The sequence below is a fragment of the Gordonia asplenii genome (genome assembly GCF_012933505.1).
In the GTDB taxonomy this organism is placed as follows: Bacteria; Actinomycetota; Actinomycetes; order Mycobacteriales; family Mycobacteriaceae; genus Gordonia; species Gordonia asplenii.
This window is the reverse complement of record NZ_JABBNB010000005.1, coordinates 83,643-99,101: the sequence shown is the minus strand read 5'-3', so window position 1 is coordinate 99,101 and position 15,459 is coordinate 83,643. Positions and strand designations below refer to the sequence as shown.

The window sequence follows — 15,459 nt, the reverse complement described above, 5'->3', positions numbered from 1 at the left end:
TGCATCCCATCAGCTTGCCTTCCTGTAGATCCGTGCCCGCGCGGCCGCAAAACGCCGCTCGGCAGTCATGGTGGCTGCCTTGGTGATTCGGTCCCGGCTGGACGTAATGCGTTGCGCGCGTTGCTGAGCGGCCAGCACCGTATCGGTCATCCGCGTCACCTCATCCACGATGCGGCGCGGGGCGTTGACGACACCCGCGGCGACCAGCGCCCCGGACGCGGCAACCGCGTTGGGGATGGGGAAGCCGGGCACATTGACCGCCAACGCGGCCACCAGCTCCAGCGGGCCCCGGTTGACTTGCCGCCAGTCCCCGGACAGCGGGCAGCGGCGCAGCGTGTCGACCTGCTCATCGGTGGCAGAGGGCAGCATGTGGCCGGCAACCCAGATGCCGTAGGCGTCTTCCCCGGCCCGGATCACTGCCACCGCGCTACCGGAGTGGTCGTAGTGCGCCAGCGCCGCCCGATACCCGACGCCCGCCGTGGGTGCGTGCCCGGTGCCCAGGGTGATCTTGCCGACCTCCACCTCCCCGGAGTCGGTCAACACGCGGCCTTGATGGAAATAGGAGTAGTTGGTGGGGCTGCTGGGCGCGGTGATGCACACGTCCCGGATACCGGTGTGGCAGGTACCCCACGTGGCCAGGTGCCCGAAGACGCGGCCGTCGTCGGTGATGGTCAGCTTGGTGGGCTGATCCAGCCCGGGGTCGGCGAAATCCGCTGCACTGTAGACGATTCCAGCCGCGGTCAGCGCCGCGGTCACCGCATCGCTCAGCGGGATGTCGATGGCGTTGCCTGCGATCGCCACGCGTAGCCGGTCGTAGGTGATCGGCCCGGGCTCACCCAGCTTGCCGACGTCCATGCCGTACCCGGCCGTGATGTGGGGAATGTAGGAGTCGTGCTGCTCCGGCAGCTCCATCACCCCGCCCAGCGCCTGGACGATCTGGTTACGCAGCTCCGTCAGCCCGTCTGCCTGGGCGATGTACACCGCGCACTGGTTGTCGTCCGGATTGAACTCCGCGGTGCCGAACACCTTGCCCGGCAACGCATTCTGCGCCAGCGGTGTGACAGCGTCCAGGATGGCGCGCTGCTCATCCGGAGACATCCCGGTCACATCGTCACCCAGAAACGCCAGCGTCGTGTGCAACTGGTCGGGTTCATCGCCCCCGGCGACGGCCAGCCGCTCCTGGTCCTGCTGGGATGGCAGCAGCGCCACCATGCCGCCGGTGTGCTCCTGGCCTTCCCCGTCATCGGCGGCCGCGGTCAGCGTGGATTGGTAGTCGTAGACCGGCTCGATGCGCGCGGACTCAAACGCGGGCGAGGAGACGAGGGTGACGCCCATGACTTTCCAGTTGGACACGTGCATGCGCGTAGACACCGACGACGCCTGATCATCGGACAGCTGGGCCATCGCCTCCGGGGTCATGACATGCCCGTCCGCGTCGTAGGGAACTTCCTCCACACGCAGCCCGGCCTGCCCGGACAGATCCACCGAGCACCAGGACGCGAAGCCGTCTGCCAGTTTGCGTGCCCACTCCTGTCCGGCCGGATCGGCCAAGTCCAGGCGACCCTCCGCCCACACCATGCCGTCCTCCAGCCACACCCGCTCCATCAGGCCGATGGTGGTGGAGCCGTCATGGCCTTCGGACAGTTCCCGTTGCGCCGATAGTGGCAGCGGCAGGGGCCGCACGCCCAGCTCCTCCCCCTCCCCCAGGATCAGGACGCGGCCATCACCGGCCGGCACGTTGACGGGGCAGATGGGTCCACGCCACCCAGTAGGCAGGGCAGGCTCAGCAGGTGCAGTCATCACGGCTCCAGGTTTCAGGGGACACAATGGCACAGTATCCCGCTGGAACCGCCTTTAGCCTGTGGCGAGCCACTCCTCGTAGCTGTAGGTGTGGAAACCCGCCGCCTCCAGCTTGGCTCGCAGCGCGCCCTCGACGATGTCCTTGTCGAGCAGGGTGCTGAAATCGACGGCGATCATCTCCCCCACGCCGTCCGGCTCCACGTTCTCCACGACGATCTGATCTTGGTCCCGCCCAGCATCAATGACACGCTCCACGGACTCGATCTCCGACAGAGCGTCGACGAAGAACGTCCGCCGCATGCTGCTACTCACGCGACCAGTATACGGCTGGCTGACCTGCGGTAACAATGGTCAAAGCATCCAGGTGAGGGCCCACGGCGGGGTTACGCACTACTCGCTGGATGATGCTCTGGGCATCCTGGGACGATAGCTCGGTCCCCGACGCGTCGATCAAGACCGAGCGCGCCTGCGCCCGACCTTCGCGGATCTCATTGAGCACCGACTTGGGGGACGCTGACTGAACCTTCTTGACCTCCAGTAGCTTGCCGTCCGGCAGGACGATCAGGTCAGCTGTGGACACATGCTGCTCCTGAACTTCACTGACAGTTCGGGCATCCACGCCATTCAGGATCAATGCGGCACACACGCGTGCTGCGCCTTCATCAGCGCCAGCATTGGCCAGCGGATCGTCGGCGGGCGCGATGTGCTCGCCCAGCTCTGCAACCGTAGCCGCGCGCCCCTCCTTCTTGGAGTGCGGCTGCGATGGCAGTGGCTCGACGTCGATACGCCGCCGAGCCAGTAGCGCCCGCGCGACCTCCCGAGACCCGGCTGGGGCACCGGCCGGCAGGGTGCCAGGGAATCCGGACTGTAGTGGGGTGTCCCCACGCTCCGGCGGGCGAGTCCGACGCCGCATACCCGGCGTAATGACAGTGCCCTCTGGCACTCCACCCCACCAGTCGGAGTCGCGCACGTGGCGCACCCCGGCGGCGGTGAGCGCGTACTGGAGGTCCCGCCAGTCCATCGGGTCGCCATCGGTGGGGAAGTACGGCAGCAGCGCCAGCCGGGCTTTCCGTTTGTTCCCCCAGTCGGTGCCGTCGCGGACCTCGCGCGGCACACCGATGCGGGCTAGATCGCGCAGAAACACCAACTGTTCGCGTGTGCGCACAGGCCACCCTTCGGCAGGGTGCCCGGCCCACAGCCAGCAGCAGCTACAGGATCATCGTAGGGAAGACGGCAGTCGCGGCGCGGCCCCCGGAGGCTGGCCGATCATCGTCGTTCCTGCCAAGTCTGCGTCCTTCATGACGCTGGCCACCTTGTCCGCGGTCACTCGAACAGTCCACCGGTAGGCACACAGGTCCAGTCGCTGGGCATCAGTAGCTGTGGCGTACCAGGTGGGGTTGATTCCCGCCGCGACGTACACAGTGCCGTCGTCGGCGAGATGGCCGTACAGCAGCAGACTCAGATGGGTGGGCAGCACCCGCTGTGCTGCCGCGACCACATCAGCGTCCAGGTCCATAGCGTGGATGTTACCGGCCGTCGATCATGTCACGCACCGCCTCAGCGGGCATCAGATCATCGGTCTGTTTCCAGTACGCCCGCTTCCCCAACGCATCGCTCAAGTGGTCCTCCGCGCGCAGCAGCCGGGACTGGGGGTCGGTGAACCGGACGACCTTCTGGCCGGTCAGCGTCTCCTGGACCTGGAAGGAGAAGATGTGCGCGCCGTCTTGGCTGGCCCAGTCCACTCGGACCCAGCCGCGCGACCATGCCGGTAGTTGCTCTAGATCGTCAGCGAGCCTCCGCGTGTCTGCCAGGGTGAACGGACGCGGCGATCCATCGCGCTCCCGCCACAAATCGGAGAAGGACACGAACTGCACCTGATCGCGCATGGCATCGGTGAATCCATCGGAGTCCGGATACAGGTCCCGGGCGATGCGCCGACGGTCGGCATCGGTCAGCGGGTAGGGGAATGGCGGAGACTCAAGCACGACCGGCGTCCACGATGACGGATCGATCGCCGCGTCCGGCATCACTACGGGCATCGCGGTGGCGTCATAGCCGCGGTGCCGCAGCTCCTCAGCTTGTACGCAGCGCTGACAGTTGACCTGCCATTCCTTACCCTGTGCGTAGTCGGGGTTGGCCCCCAGGACGACCTCATTGGCGTCGAACAGCCTTCCCTGCGCCGACCCCAGGTCGCGCCCATCCGGGATATCCCGGAGTGGCAGCCCTGGCAGCGGGTCATTCAGCCACCCCTGTTCCGCGTCCAGCCACTGCTGGATGGGATCGGCGTCATCCTCGTCGCGGCGCGTCAACTCCGCCTCGATCGCTTCGAACAGTGGCCAGTTCTCCGCGTCGTAAGCGCGGTCCATCATGTCCGTCAGGTCAGCCTGGGAGTGCCCGGTCAGGTCCGGGATCTCCGCTCCCCGCTGATCTGCCGGCACGACGATCGGAGGCTTGGGTGGCTGGGCAGGTTGCATCGCTTGCAGCACCGACGAGTCGGCCCGGTAATCCTTGCCTGGGTTGACGCCCCGCTCCTCTGCCAGTGCCTCTACCGCGGCGCGCGCCTCATCTGGGTCGTCGGGCCCCAGCCGCATCCCGCCGGGCCGCACCTCCCCGAGCGAGCCGTCCTGGCCCTGCAACTCCTCCTGAACCTCTCCCTCATCCAAGATCTGTAGTGAACATCTGCACTGGATAACTTCGTGGGCGGGGCCTTCTGGGTCGCCGGGATGCTGGAGGGGAAACCCGCCGACGAGGAACGGGGAAGCCAGCGGCACCATCTGGCCGTCCGCCACCCGGTGGGTCAGGCGAGTGCGGTCATCATCCGTCGACAGCCACCTCTTGTAGTACTTGTCACCGGTCGCCAGCTCCATGGCCTGCGCGGCGGCCAACGCCCCGCCCTCACGCGCACCGTGCGCCTCAGTGCGGGCGATGCGACGGGCCAGCCACTCCCACTCCCCCAGGCTCTCATCATGGGCCTGCCACAGCTGCCGTCGACGCTGACGCAGTTCCGGGATATCGTCGGGGTCGGTGTTCGGGTCGGCCAGCGCCTTGTCCACCTCGTTGATGTCGGCGCGGATCTCCCGCGTCGCGGCGTCGATGTTGAGGACCCGCCCGACGCGGTCCTTGATCTGCTCGAACGACTCGCCCTCAGCGAGAGCTTCCTCGATCTCGGGGCGGATGTCCTCGAAAGCGCCTTCCGGCCAGATGACCAGCCGGTCACGCACCTCGTGCATGTATTCCTGCTGCCACCTGTAGGCGCTGTACTCACTGGACTTGCGGGCCGCGTTGAATGCCTCCCCGAACGCCACCCCAATCTGCGGGAGGACTTCACTGTCCAGGGAGTTGCGCCACTGCCCGTAGGTGCCCAGGATCGCGTCGGTGGACCCCGTGTACTGGTGGAATCCGGCCGCGGTCAGATGGGGTTGGGTCAGCGCGATGTCATACAGCAGTGCCTGGCGGGCAGCGTCCAGCCAGTCCGACATGGCTTGGCGCACAACAGTTTCGATTGCCGTCTCAGCGTGCTGAAGTTGCTGCTCGGCGCGGTAGCGGGCTTCGGCATCACGGCGCGGTCGCCGACGCGTGCTCACAAGCAGTCTCCAGGAATCGGCGAAGGGCGTCGCGGTCGTGGGGTCGGCGGGCCAGGATCAATGCCCGCGTGTACTCATCGCACGCCACACGCACCCACAGGGCCGGGTAGACGACAGCCAGCGCGGTCCACGCGTCACGCAGCAGCCGATCCAGCTCGGCGGTCTGATCCCCGTCGACGTGGACGCACATGTGGATGTCGTGTTGGGGCACACCGGAATCCACCAGCTGGAACCGTTCACCGCGGGACAGTGTCTTGGTGCGTTTCCCGGCCTGCTCCAGCGCGTGGACGACCGCCACCTCACACGCGTCCAGCAGGTGCTCTGGCGTCACGGCACCTGCCCCTGGTTGGGGATCGGGTTGGATTGGCTGGAGGGGCGCGGCGCGACAGTAGGCTGGGCTGGCGGCTGGTTGGCGCGCATCGCCGGGGGCAGCTCCGTGGCCTGATCCTCCGGGTCAAATCCGTTCTCCCGCAACGCTGCCTGCACTGATAGGGCGCCGTCGCGGTACATCTCCCTAGCGTCAGCGGACCGGTCCGGACGCAGCTGGAGCGCCGCCAGATCGTAGTGGACGATGTACCGCCTGGGGTCCAAACCCAGCTGCTTGGTGCACGGCTGGAGCCAGCCCACCGTCAGGGCATGGCACACCGTCGCCGCCAGCGGCGCGATCACGAACTTGGCCTCCGACTCATCGATCTGCCAGGCGCTGTTACCGGTGTAGAACGTCTGTCCGTTCCGGCGAGCAAACCATGTGCGGTTCTCGGTGACTGGGCACCACACCACGCCGCTGTAGTGCTCGATCACGACGGGGCGACGCCCGTTGACGTCCTTCCCGGGGCGCTGCCGCGTGCTGGTTAGTCCGGCAACCACTGTGCCGCCGTCTGATTGGTGCGTGGACACCGCACGCCCGGACAAGATCAGCGCCAGCTCGAACGCCTCCAGCGCGCGCGGGTTGCGTTGCCAGATGTCCAACTTCCCGGATCGGTAGTGCCAGCCGTCCCCTTGGCACGACACGTCGATGAACAGCTCCAGCTGCGCGCGCGTGAGCGACTCCACAAATTCCCGGCGAACCAGTTTGCCGCGTCCCGGTGCGTGCTCGGTCAACAGGTCACCAGCCTGCCGGTTGAGTTTGAACACAGTCACTGGGCCGCCGTGGCTGTTGTCGTTGGCCTGCACCACTTCCCGCCATGCCGGTGCCCCAGCGTGGCGTAGCGTGTCGCGGCCGGGGCCGAACATGTCGGTGAGTGCAGCGCGGATTCGATCCACGCGGTGCTGGTTGACTGTGTGGGACTGGGCGATAGTGACGCGGCGCTTACTTCCCAGATTGCCCTCGGTCCAATACCAGGCGATCAGCTCGACCAGCGCGTCGGAATGCTTTGCCACGGTTGGTGTGTCGGCGTTCGGCGCTCCCGTCACGATCGAGTGCGGCACGTCGAGTTCCGCCGATGTGGTCCACTCCCTGGAGTCGCGGGCCAGGTGATCGATGTTGCGCTGCCGGATCACCGGCCAGCGGTGGTTCATCGTCGTCAGCGAGTTGTGCCGCTGAGTCTGTATGAACCGCATCGGCTCATCGGTCACGTCGGCTCGGTACACGTCCAGTACCGGCTGCCACTCCGACATGCCGGTGTCGTGGTTGAGGGTCAACGCCACGTCCCCTACCGCGAGGTCGTGCTGCCGCTTCCATCCGTCGCGGGTCAGGATCTCGGTCCGCTCATCCACGCACCAATGGTTGGCCCCAGATCCCATGCCCAACAGCACCTCTGGTGCGGAGTCCATGCCCAGGGCGATGCGGCGGATCTCCTCATCACGCAGTTCCTTGGTCCGCTGGTCGAAGTCGCTGGAGAAGCGGATGTGCTGGATCTTGTCGACGGCCTCGATCGGCACCTGAATGACCAGCGGCACCACCGCGGCGGCACTGTCCGGCTGCTGGATCGGGGTGATCATCGACTGCATCAACGCGCGCATGAAGTCGTGGGTGGCCTTACCGTCTTGCCCCATCTGGCCGGGAGCCAGCTGCACACTGTCCGGCAGCACCAGCAGCCCGTTGCCGGCCAGTCGGGAATCGATCTCCGCGCTGATCCGGCGGGTCAGGGCACGCAGGATGCGGGCCGACGGCATGACCGCCTGCACCGGACTCTCCGCGTTGTAGCCCATCTCCGGGTCCTTGAGCCAGCAGCGGACCAGCATCTCCCGCTTGAGGTCCACGCGGCGACGCTCCCCGGACCCGTCGTCGATCTGCCATGACTTGCCCTGCCCGGACACCTCACGCGTGGAGTGCGGCTGCCATGTCATCGCCAGGGTGTCCATGTCCTGGCTGATCAGCAGTACAGACTCCCCCGAGAACTGGAGGTGTTGCCCGGCACGCAGTAGCGCGGCGGCGCAGTCGGTGAACATCTGCTGGGAGAGGTCTTGCAGTTCCGGCACTTCCGCCGGTTTGGGGTCAGCGTCCGGGTCCGTGCTGACCTCCGCGATGTACAGCTTGACTCGGGAGAGCGCCTTGGCGACGCGATCCCCGGAGAACCGCATCTCCCCGGTCTCCCGGCGCAGCTCCCACACTTCTGTCTGCCATGGGCGGGACCCGACTCGCAGCTTGGACGCGGGGTTGGCTCCACCGGCCAGGATGGCGGCGGCGGCAGTCAGGGCGCGGGGGGCGTTGTCGGGGGTGACGCCGAGGGTGACGACGCCGTGCTCGCCGCGGATGCGCGCCAACGCCAGCGTCCCATCGACGGGCGGGGCGTGCTGTGCCGCTGTGGATTCCGGGCGCGGTACTAGTCGCAGAGCCATGATCAGTCCTGCCCGTCATCGATGAGCTTGGAGCCGTCGAGCCACATCGCGCACAGGGCGTAGGACCAGGACAGAATCGCGATCAGACCGGCGAGCAGGAATGCCTGGGTGTGGCCCCAGTAGTAGGCGATCGGTACGACTGCCCCGGCGACCCACGGGCTGACACACCACGGGCATGTCGCCAGGTAGGCGATGTGGGAGTCGGGGCCGAATCGGCGGATGATCCAGGCGCGAGCCCAGCCGGTGATGTAGTCGTCGGTGATCAGCCGCGTGATCCGGGCGACCAAGCCGAACGCCAGTAGTACCACTCCTAGAGACACCGCAACCCCTTCGGTTGTTTTCGCTGGTAACAGTGCAACTGTAACCATGCTGACAGAAGGGGTCGGGCAGGATGCGGTCGGCTACAGCTTCTCGGCTCCGTAGGCGATACGGTGCAGCCGGGCCCGCTGCTCCTCATCCTGGTACATCTCCACCATCGCCATCAGCACCGGATACCCGGCCGCCAGGTGGGCGCGCTGGGCCAGGGTGGCGGTGCCGGCCAGCCGCACCAGGGCTGTCTCAAACTGCCAGCACTTGTAGGCCACACACGACTCCCCGGGGCTGGGGCACGTCAGGGCGTGGATCACGATGGTGGCCATGATCTGCGGATTCATGGCCGGGGCCGCGATCTCATCCAGGTGGATCAGCAGCCGCATCACGTCGACCTCCGACTGATCCAGCGGCGTCTGCCGGTTGCTGTAGGCAGCGGCCAGCTCCCCGAGCTCAAACGGCGACAGGGGCATGATCCACCACCGGGATGACTTGAGTGATCGCCTCATGGGTCTGCTGGACGTGAATGTCCCTGCGCCGCTGGAGTTCCCGCATTCCCGCGTCGGTGGCCCGGAACGTCCACACTGCCCACGGGCAAGACGTGCAGCGTGCGGCGATGTGGGTGCCGTGGACCGCGTACGGGGGGAAGTCGCCCTCGAAGATGTCGTATTTGCGGATCCGGGCGTCGGCGGTTTCTTCTCGGTAGCGGTCCAGCTCGGCGAGGGTGATCGGTCGAGGCCCGACCACGATGCCCAGCTCATCACCGATGTCGTTGAGGACGTCGCGGGACAGGGACGCGCGCAGCTGATTGACGGTGATCGACCCCGCCGACGGCCGGTGACTGACCGGCCCGGAAGCCGTTGCCAGCCAAGATGATTCGTAAGGCGCTCTCATACGAGCACCACCGGGTACAGGGCGATCGCCGCCATCACCATGATGCCCAGCAGCACCCCGGTGAGCACCTCCGCTCCCCAGCAGTCCCACGCCCGGCGGGCGTGGGACGGTTCAGTCAGGTCGGCGTACGCGGCCGTCGCGGTATCCAGAATCTGGGTGTCGTCCATGGTGTCCTCTCGTCCCCCGGGTACATCCCTGGGGTGCGGTGAACGTAACACACATTCACAGGGTCACAGTGCCATTGTTTCCTGCCAGTTACCGCATCCTCATCGCGGCGATCGACCCCTCCACCGCCTGCACCTCATCGCGCGTGATGTCCGCGATGGCCTCCGTCAGCGGGACACGCTGGATCGGCGGCATCAACTCCGACGCCAGGTGGACCGCGGCATCCAGCGCACCGGGCGACCAGGTGGAGCCCGGCTCCCACTGGGTCCACTCCGAGCGCAGGGTGGCCAGGTCCGCGCCGGACGCGAACCCACACCGGCCCGTCTTGATGCCCTGGGCGATCGGCTCCGCACGCAGCACCTTGGAACGGCGGGCGTGGACGGCCTGCACGAGTGGGCACAGCGCGTCGACGGGGATCAGCTCCTCCCGCTGGAGGTTCTCCCACGCCTGGGTGAGCATGTCGGTGGCCATGTCCCCACCGAAGTTGACCTCCACCACGAAGCGCGTGGCATCCACCTCATACGCCAGCAGGCACGCCTCCCGCGACCAATGAAGACTGGTCATCTTGGCGGTGCGGTCGTGGGTGAACCACGTCTTGCCGTTGTCGTCGAGCATCCCGGCGACGATGCCCGCCGTGTCGCGATCCCCGGACCCCGACGGGTCGATACCGACCGCGATGCGCCGCGGCTCCCCCGGCGTGCCGGTGGCGTTGACGATGTCGCCCTCCGTTAGCAGCGCGCCCTCAGCGTCCACCGGTGAGCCCTGAAACATGCTGGTCCAGTCGCGGCTGGTGGCGTCGTTGCGGCGGTTGGTCCAGTGAACCAGCAGGGCGGCGGTGTCGTCAGCGTCGATCTTCGGGTGGGTCAGCGGCTCACCAGGCTCACGGCCCAGCGCGTCGCGGTAGAACCCGCGCATCGGGTTGGGTGCCACCGCGATCGCCGGCAGATGCACGACGATCCATCGCCCACCTTCTTCCACCCTGCCGTCACGGTCCAAGAGTCGCCCCACCAGGTCGTCCTTGTGCCAGCGGGTGAGCACGACAGCTACGCGAGCGTGGGGACTCATGCGGGTGGAGAACGCCGAGGAGTACCAGTCCCAGCGGGCCGCGCGGATCGTCGGAGAGTCCGCCTCCGCGCGGTCCCGGTACGGGTCGTCGATGATGCCCAGGTCCATGGGCTGGCCGGTGATGCCGCCCTTGACGCCGGAACCGCGCATCGATCCGCCAGCGGAGATGCGCCAGTCCGATTGACGGGCTGCACCCTCCCGCAGCCGTAACCCGTGTTGCGCCCCGTACATGGTCACCAAGTCGCGGGTGGCCGCGGTGTGCGTGTGCGCCAAGCTGGCTGCATAGGAACACAACACGACCTGGTCGTGGGGCCGCATCGTCAGCCACCAGAACGGAAACCATCGGCTGACGCGGAAGCTCTTGCCGACCTGTGGGGGCGTGGTGATGATCAGCCGGTCATTGTCACCCGACAGCAGGCTGGTCAACGCGTCGTCGATGACCTCCAGGTGGGGCCGCTGCACCTGGGTGGGATCGTGCTCGATCGCCAGCTGCCCGGGGCTGGTGATGCTGGAGATGGACAGGCCGCGCTCCGTGCACGCCTCAGCCAGCCGGTTACGCAGGTGCAGCTTCATCCCATCCGGCAGCTGCGTCCAGTCATTGGCCAGGCTCACAACAGAACCCACAGATCGAGCACAGCCAACGCGGCGACGATGCCGGCCGACCGCACCAGCCGGAGGATCACTGGACCTGCTCCGGAGTCTGCACGCCCAGCGTCCCCAACAGTTCCTCGATCGCGTCGTCCAGCTCGGAGCGTTGGGTGATCCGCACTTCCGTCTGGGTGGGCTGATCCAGGCCCAGCAGCTTGGCCTTGCGGTCCATCAGCTTCAACACCACTTCCGATGACCGGGCGTCACCCTTCACGCCCTTGACGTAGTGCGTGCCCATCAGCCTGTCGATCTGGTCGAGCATCTGCTCCAGCGCGAAGTCCCCTAGCTCATCCCGTTCAGCGCGGCGTCGTTTCATGACGCGGTTGATGATGACGTTGACGGTGCCCTGGCTGATCCCGACCTTCTGGGCGATCTGGTCGGTCGTGGCGCACCCGATGAACATGGCCATCACGGCGTGTTCCCGTTCCAGTGTGGCGGCGTCGCTTCTGCGTCCCATGGCTGTGACCTCCTCGTTTATGGTGGTTGCGAGTTTAACGGGAAACAATGTCACTGTTTCGTTGCGTTCAACGGACCACCGAGCTAGTTTTGTACCCACTGGAGCGACAAATTTCACCGAGAGGACACCCGATCATGACCGACAATCGCCGCGACGCGGAAGCCGACATCCAGGCCACGCTGGGCCCGTACGCGGCCGACTACGACGCCACCGCCATCGCCGATGACCTGTTCGCGGTCACCGGCAGCTGGGACTTCAACGACGTCGACGACGACACCTTCTGGTCCGTCACCATCAGCCACGACCTGACCGCGGCCTGACCCATTTCCACGGGTAGCAATCACTCAGTGACGTTGCTACCCACCAACTGAGAGGACATCATGACCGACAACGACACCACCGTGGAGTACGGACTGTCTTGGTCCGGGCTCTGGCATGCAATCCGGGCAACCAAGTTCGACGGGGGGAAGAAGGCGTACCTGGCCGCATGCAACGGTCGGACCCTGTACGTGCCCGGCCACGGCTACATGCCCGAGCACGTCCAGCGCGCCGCCGAGGACCCATGGACGCCGACGTGCAAGCGCTGTGCACGCTGGGCGGCCAATGCCGAGGCAAAACGGCTCGCCGACCTTGAGCGGGCATCCCAGTGAGCCGGGTACGGGCACAGCTGGGTGAGACCGAGCTGACTCGCACGATCGAACTCATCGAAGCGCTCGACAATTACGCGGGACTGCTCGGATGGAGTATGGAGATTGCCAGCTACGGGGGCGGCGATAAGCGCCGCTACCGCGCCGAACTCAGCATGAAGGGCGATCCCTCCGCACTCGCTGACTTCCCTGAAACCGGGTGGGCGCGGGGCGCTTGGGTGATGCACGTCCAGCCCGACGACCAGAACCGGCAGCAGTGGGTGGTCCTGCGATACTCCGCCGACAACCTACTGGACGCGCTCACCGGCCTGACCTGCGCCTACATCACCGCGCGACCCGACAGTGAGCTCGCCGAAACTGCGACAGAGCTGGAAGTGGTGCCCTGTGTCGGCTAACGCTGCGCCCACCCTGGGCACCATTCAGCACGCCCTGGACCAGGTGGGGTGCGGGGCGTACTGGCTGGCGATGGCCGACCAACACGAGTGGATCGACCGGGTCGCGGTGGAGCGGACCGGGCAGCGGGCCGTCATGTACGCGGTCCAGGTCGTTGAGGTCACCTCCGATCAGCTGATGGATGCCCTGGCGTACGGCCGGCACTTGGCGCTGACTGGGGGGTGCCCGCTGGGGGCGACGGCATCCCCGGGGACGTGGATCGACGGCGTGACCACGCCGGGGGTGACGCTGTGACGATGCTGATGCAGGTCGTCCAGGAGGGGTTTAGCGACACCGACCGTGGGCCCGTCGATTGGCTGGACCATGTTGACCGCTATGAGGTGCCCGAGGCGAACCGTAGCCGAATCATCGAGCGGGAGAAGCGCTTCGGCTTCACGCCTGGCGACGACGGATGGCTGACCACATACCGGCAACGTCACACCCGCTGGGGGTTTGGGGGCTTCATCCACTGGCAGCGCTTCCGGTGGGAGGACGTGTAGATGGAGCTGCTGGATTTCGCGACCGTGGGCGCGCGGCTGGGGATCGAGCCGACCAGCGTGCGCCGCCGCCACTACCGGGCCACACGCAGACGGGAACGGGGCATCCCGGCGAAGCGGTCGGATCTGCCCGCGCCGGACGCCATCGTGCATGGCTTGCCGGTGTGGCGGGCCTCAACGATCGACAGGTGGATCAACAGACTGCCGGGCGCGATCGGCGACCGGTACCGACAGATGAATGGAGAACACGATGGATGACCAGACACACCCCGCCGACACCGCCAAGGTTGGCGACGCCTTCCACGACGAGGACGGCGTCACGTGGCTGCTGACCGACGACGGCGACGATCAGCCGTGGCGAACATCAACTTGGGCCAAAGGTAGGATCTGGCACGCCCGCGCAGACGCCTGCAAGCGCGCCCTCACCCCGCTGGTGCCAGCCACGGCCACTGCCGATGGCGAGACGGCCAAGTATCTGGCCGCGATGACGCGGATCGCTGACGCCCTGCGTGTGGCTCACGGTGACCGCATCGACGTCGACGGGCTGGTGCGCGTCGCTGAGGCAGCCGCTGGCGCGCTCGCAGACCGTGAGGCCGCTCTTGACGCGGCAGCTGTGGGCCTTCCCACCCCCGACGCGTCCGACCCGATGTGGTGGCGTGCGGCGGCCCAGCTCATGCGCAATCGGCCCGATTGGCGTCTGCGCTCCGGCGACACGTCGATCGCTCTCATCTTCGACCGGGAAGCCGACCGGCTCGACGCCGACGCCGCAGACCGTGAGCTGGCTGAGCAGGTCGCGGAGGACTGCCGCGGCAACCAGTGGAACGCGTCCTGGGAAGACGTCGCACTCGCCGCGATCCACGCAGAGCGTGACCGCGCAGCCAAGGCAGGTGCGTGATGAGCGAGCACGTCTACCGCGTCGTTATCGACGCGTACCCCACGCCGGACGGCAAACCGTTCGACGAGCAGGAACAGTACGCGGACGACTATGACTGGCCGAGCGAGTGGCCCGACGAAGAGAGCCGTTGGTACCGGGGCGAAGATGGCTACCTTGCGGCTCCCACGTTCCGAGGTCGTCGGTTTTTCTCGCTCACCGCCGCTCAGCATCGAGTTGCCGACATGGCGAGGTACGGCGTATCAGCGCATATCGACCGTGCGGCGGTAGGGGATTGGCAACACCGCGACGCAGAACGGAGTGCGTGATGAGCGGACGTGTGGAGTACGTGATGGCGGAGATGCGGGTGTCTCAGACGGTGACCGCGCAGGGCACCGGTCGGGGCCCACGCTGGCCGAGCTGCGTGAGTTCCTTGACCAACTGGACCTGTGGCCTACGACGGCGCGGGTGTCGGTGCGGCACACACAGAGCCGGGATCAGCGGGAGGGGGATTCGTGGCAGATCACGGTGACCCAGTGAGCGACGAGCACTGAACGAGCAACGCCCCCAGGTGATCCTGGGGGCGTTGTGCTGTCCGGGATGATCGGGGGGGCGACCCGGACGACTCCGAGCCTACCGGGCGCGTGCGTGCTCGGCGTGGATCAGCGCGCGCTCCGAGTCGGTGAGTAGCCCGTGGTGCGCCTGGGTCGTCGTCACCGAGTCCGGTTCCCGTACCCCGCGTAGCCGCATGCAATCGTGTGACGCGGTGATCAGCACCATCGCCCCGGACGGGTTGAGCTTGGCGACGATGGCGTCGAGGACTTGCGCGCCGATCTGCTCTTGGACTTGCATGCGTCGTGCATAGCCGTGGACGACGCGCGCCAACTTGGATAGGCCCACGATGCGTTGGCCGGGTGACGGCCGGTAGGCGACCGTGCAGCGCCCGGTGAATGGCAGCATGTGGTGCGCGCATGTCGACGTCAACGCGATGCCCGCCACCATGACGAGGCCGGGATCGTCGGGGGCGGGGAACGTGCGCGCCAGGTGGTCGGCGGGGTCTTCCCGGTAGCCGGACAGCATCTCTGCCCAGGCTTTGGCGACACGCGCCGGGGTGGCTGCGGTGTGCTCGCCCTCGTCCACGCCGAGCGCACCGAGCAGCTGGGCTACGGCTTCCACCGCGGTCCCGTGGGCGCGGGCCTCCGCGAACGTGTCCGGGTTGTACGGCTCCGGCATCGTGATCGGCTCGAAGCGCTCCTCGTTAAGTGAGCGGACCGCTTGGTCATATACCGCATTCCATTGGTTGGCCACT

At 66.9% G+C, this 15,459-nt stretch carries 22 protein-coding genes; 8 read left to right on the top strand and 14 right to left on the bottom strand.

Features of this window, described 5'->3' with window-relative positions; genetic code table 11:
* Nucleotides 1-9: 9 nt before the first annotated feature.
* The 13 genes from HH308_RS06275 to HH308_RS06215 form a co-directional block, all read right to left on the bottom strand.
* Nucleotides 10-1,800: a 2'-5' RNA ligase family protein gene (locus HH308_RS06275; RefSeq protein WP_211188224.1), complete on the bottom strand. Its 1,791-nt coding sequence runs from the start codon at nucleotides 1,798-1,800 to the stop codon at nucleotides 10-12.
* 54 nt (nucleotides 1,801-1,854) lie between these two features.
* The gene (locus HH308_RS06270) at nucleotides 1,855-2,112 is read right to left on the bottom strand and encodes a hypothetical protein (RefSeq protein WP_170193323.1); all 258 of its coding nucleotides are present in this window, start codon (nucleotides 2,110-2,112) and stop codon (nucleotides 1,855-1,857) included.
* Nucleotides 2,105-2,965 carry a hypothetical protein gene (locus tag HH308_RS06265; RefSeq protein WP_170193322.1) on the bottom strand — a complete coding sequence of 287 codons (861 nt, stop codon included), beginning with the start codon at nucleotides 2,963-2,965 and terminating at the stop codon, nucleotides 2,105-2,107. The genes HH308_RS06270 and HH308_RS06265 overlap by 8 nt, the downstream gene beginning before the upstream one ends.
* Before the next feature lie 51 nt (nucleotides 2,966-3,016).
* Nucleotides 3,017-3,316 carry a hypothetical protein gene (locus tag HH308_RS06260; protein ID WP_170193321.1) on the bottom strand — a complete coding sequence of 100 codons (300 nt, stop codon included), beginning with the start codon at nucleotides 3,314-3,316 and terminating at the stop codon, nucleotides 3,017-3,019.
* 10 nt (nucleotides 3,317-3,326) lie between these two features.
* Nucleotides 3,327-5,384, bottom strand: a complete 2,058-nt coding sequence (locus HH308_RS06255) for a phage minor head protein (protein WP_170193320.1) — start codon at nucleotides 5,382-5,384, stop codon at nucleotides 3,327-3,329.
* A complete protein-coding gene (locus HH308_RS06250) occupies nucleotides 5,356-5,715 on the bottom strand; it encodes a hypothetical protein (RefSeq protein WP_170193319.1) in 360 nt (119 codons plus the stop codon). The genes HH308_RS06255 and HH308_RS06250 overlap by 29 nt, the downstream gene beginning before the upstream one ends.
* Nucleotides 5,712-8,165 (bottom strand): Hint domain-containing protein, encoded by a 2,454-nt coding sequence (locus tag HH308_RS06245; RefSeq protein ID WP_170193318.1) that lies wholly within the window; start codon nucleotides 8,163-8,165, stop codon nucleotides 5,712-5,714. Before HH308_RS06245 ends, HH308_RS06250 begins: the two co-directional genes overlap by 4 nt.
* A gap of 2 nt (nucleotides 8,166-8,167) precedes the next feature.
* Nucleotides 8,168-8,485: a hypothetical protein gene (locus HH308_RS06240; RefSeq protein WP_170193317.1), complete on the bottom strand. Its 318-nt coding sequence runs from the start codon at nucleotides 8,483-8,485 to the stop codon at nucleotides 8,168-8,170.
* A gap of 81 nt (nucleotides 8,486-8,566) precedes the next feature.
* Nucleotides 8,567-8,947 (bottom strand): hypothetical protein, encoded by a 381-nt coding sequence (locus HH308_RS06235; protein WP_170193316.1) that lies wholly within the window; start codon nucleotides 8,945-8,947, stop codon nucleotides 8,567-8,569.
* Nucleotides 8,928-9,368 carry a hypothetical protein gene (locus HH308_RS06230; RefSeq protein WP_170193315.1) on the bottom strand — a complete coding sequence of 147 codons (441 nt, stop codon included), beginning with the start codon at nucleotides 9,366-9,368 and terminating at the stop codon, nucleotides 8,928-8,930. Before HH308_RS06230 ends, HH308_RS06235 begins: the two co-directional genes overlap by 20 nt.
* Nucleotides 9,365-9,535: a hypothetical protein gene (locus tag HH308_RS06225; protein ID WP_170193314.1), complete on the bottom strand. Its 171-nt coding sequence runs from the start codon at nucleotides 9,533-9,535 to the stop codon at nucleotides 9,365-9,367. The genes HH308_RS06230 and HH308_RS06225 overlap by 4 nt, the downstream gene beginning before the upstream one ends.
* An 88-nt stretch (nucleotides 9,536-9,623) precedes the next feature.
* Nucleotides 9,624-11,210 (bottom strand): terminase large subunit domain-containing protein, encoded by a 1,587-nt coding sequence (locus tag HH308_RS06220; protein ID WP_170193313.1) that lies wholly within the window; start codon nucleotides 11,208-11,210, stop codon nucleotides 9,624-9,626.
* A gap of 67 nt (nucleotides 11,211-11,277) precedes the next feature.
* Nucleotides 11,278-11,703, bottom strand: a complete 426-nt coding sequence (locus HH308_RS06215; RefSeq protein ID WP_170193312.1) for a LuxR C-terminal-related transcriptional regulator — start codon at nucleotides 11,701-11,703, stop codon at nucleotides 11,278-11,280.
* 134 nt (nucleotides 11,704-11,837) lie between these two features.
* Here HH308_RS06215 and HH308_RS06210 point away from each other — a divergent pair, with 134 nt between their 5' ends.
* The 8 genes from HH308_RS06210 to HH308_RS06175 are packed head-to-tail and all read left to right on the top strand — an operon-like array spanning nucleotide 11,838 to nucleotide 14,479.
* A complete protein-coding gene (locus tag HH308_RS06210; protein WP_170193311.1) occupies nucleotides 11,838-12,023 on the top strand; it encodes a hypothetical protein in 186 nt (61 codons plus the stop codon).
* Nucleotides 12,024-12,083: 60 nt separating this feature from the next.
* Complete coding sequence (locus HH308_RS06205; protein WP_170193310.1) at nucleotides 12,084-12,353, top strand: hypothetical protein; 270 nt, start codon at nucleotides 12,084-12,086, stop codon at nucleotides 12,351-12,353.
* A complete protein-coding gene (locus HH308_RS06200; RefSeq protein ID WP_170193309.1) occupies nucleotides 12,350-12,745 on the top strand; it encodes a hypothetical protein in 396 nt (131 codons plus the stop codon). The genes HH308_RS06205 and HH308_RS06200 overlap by 4 nt, the downstream gene beginning before the upstream one ends.
* Nucleotides 12,735-13,037 (top strand): hypothetical protein, encoded by a 303-nt coding sequence (locus HH308_RS06195; RefSeq protein ID WP_170193308.1) that lies wholly within the window; start codon nucleotides 12,735-12,737, stop codon nucleotides 13,035-13,037. The genes HH308_RS06200 and HH308_RS06195 overlap by 11 nt, the downstream gene beginning before the upstream one ends.
* A gap of 2 nt (nucleotides 13,038-13,039) precedes the next feature.
* Complete coding sequence (locus tag HH308_RS06190; RefSeq protein ID WP_170193307.1) at nucleotides 13,040-13,282, top strand: hypothetical protein; 243 nt, start codon at nucleotides 13,040-13,042, stop codon at nucleotides 13,280-13,282.
* Nucleotides 13,283-13,537 (top strand): hypothetical protein, encoded by a 255-nt coding sequence (locus HH308_RS06185; protein ID WP_170193306.1) that lies wholly within the window; start codon nucleotides 13,283-13,285, stop codon nucleotides 13,535-13,537.
* Complete coding sequence (locus HH308_RS06180) at nucleotides 13,530-14,174, top strand: hypothetical protein (protein WP_170193305.1); 645 nt, start codon at nucleotides 13,530-13,532, stop codon at nucleotides 14,172-14,174. The genes HH308_RS06185 and HH308_RS06180 overlap by 8 nt, the downstream gene beginning before the upstream one ends.
* On the top strand, nucleotides 14,174-14,479 hold the full coding sequence (locus tag HH308_RS06175; RefSeq protein ID WP_170193304.1) for a hypothetical protein: 306 nt from the start codon (nucleotides 14,174-14,176) through the stop codon (nucleotides 14,477-14,479). The genes HH308_RS06180 and HH308_RS06175 overlap by 1 nt, the downstream gene beginning before the upstream one ends.
* Before the next feature lie 304 nt (nucleotides 14,480-14,783).
* Here the strand turns inward: HH308_RS06175 and folE are convergent, their stop codons facing one another.
* On the bottom strand, nucleotides 14,784-15,458 hold the full coding sequence (gene folE / locus HH308_RS06170; RefSeq protein WP_312870417.1) for a GTP cyclohydrolase I: 675 nt from the start codon (nucleotides 15,456-15,458) through the stop codon (nucleotides 14,784-14,786).
* Nucleotide 15,459 lies beyond the last annotated feature (1 nt).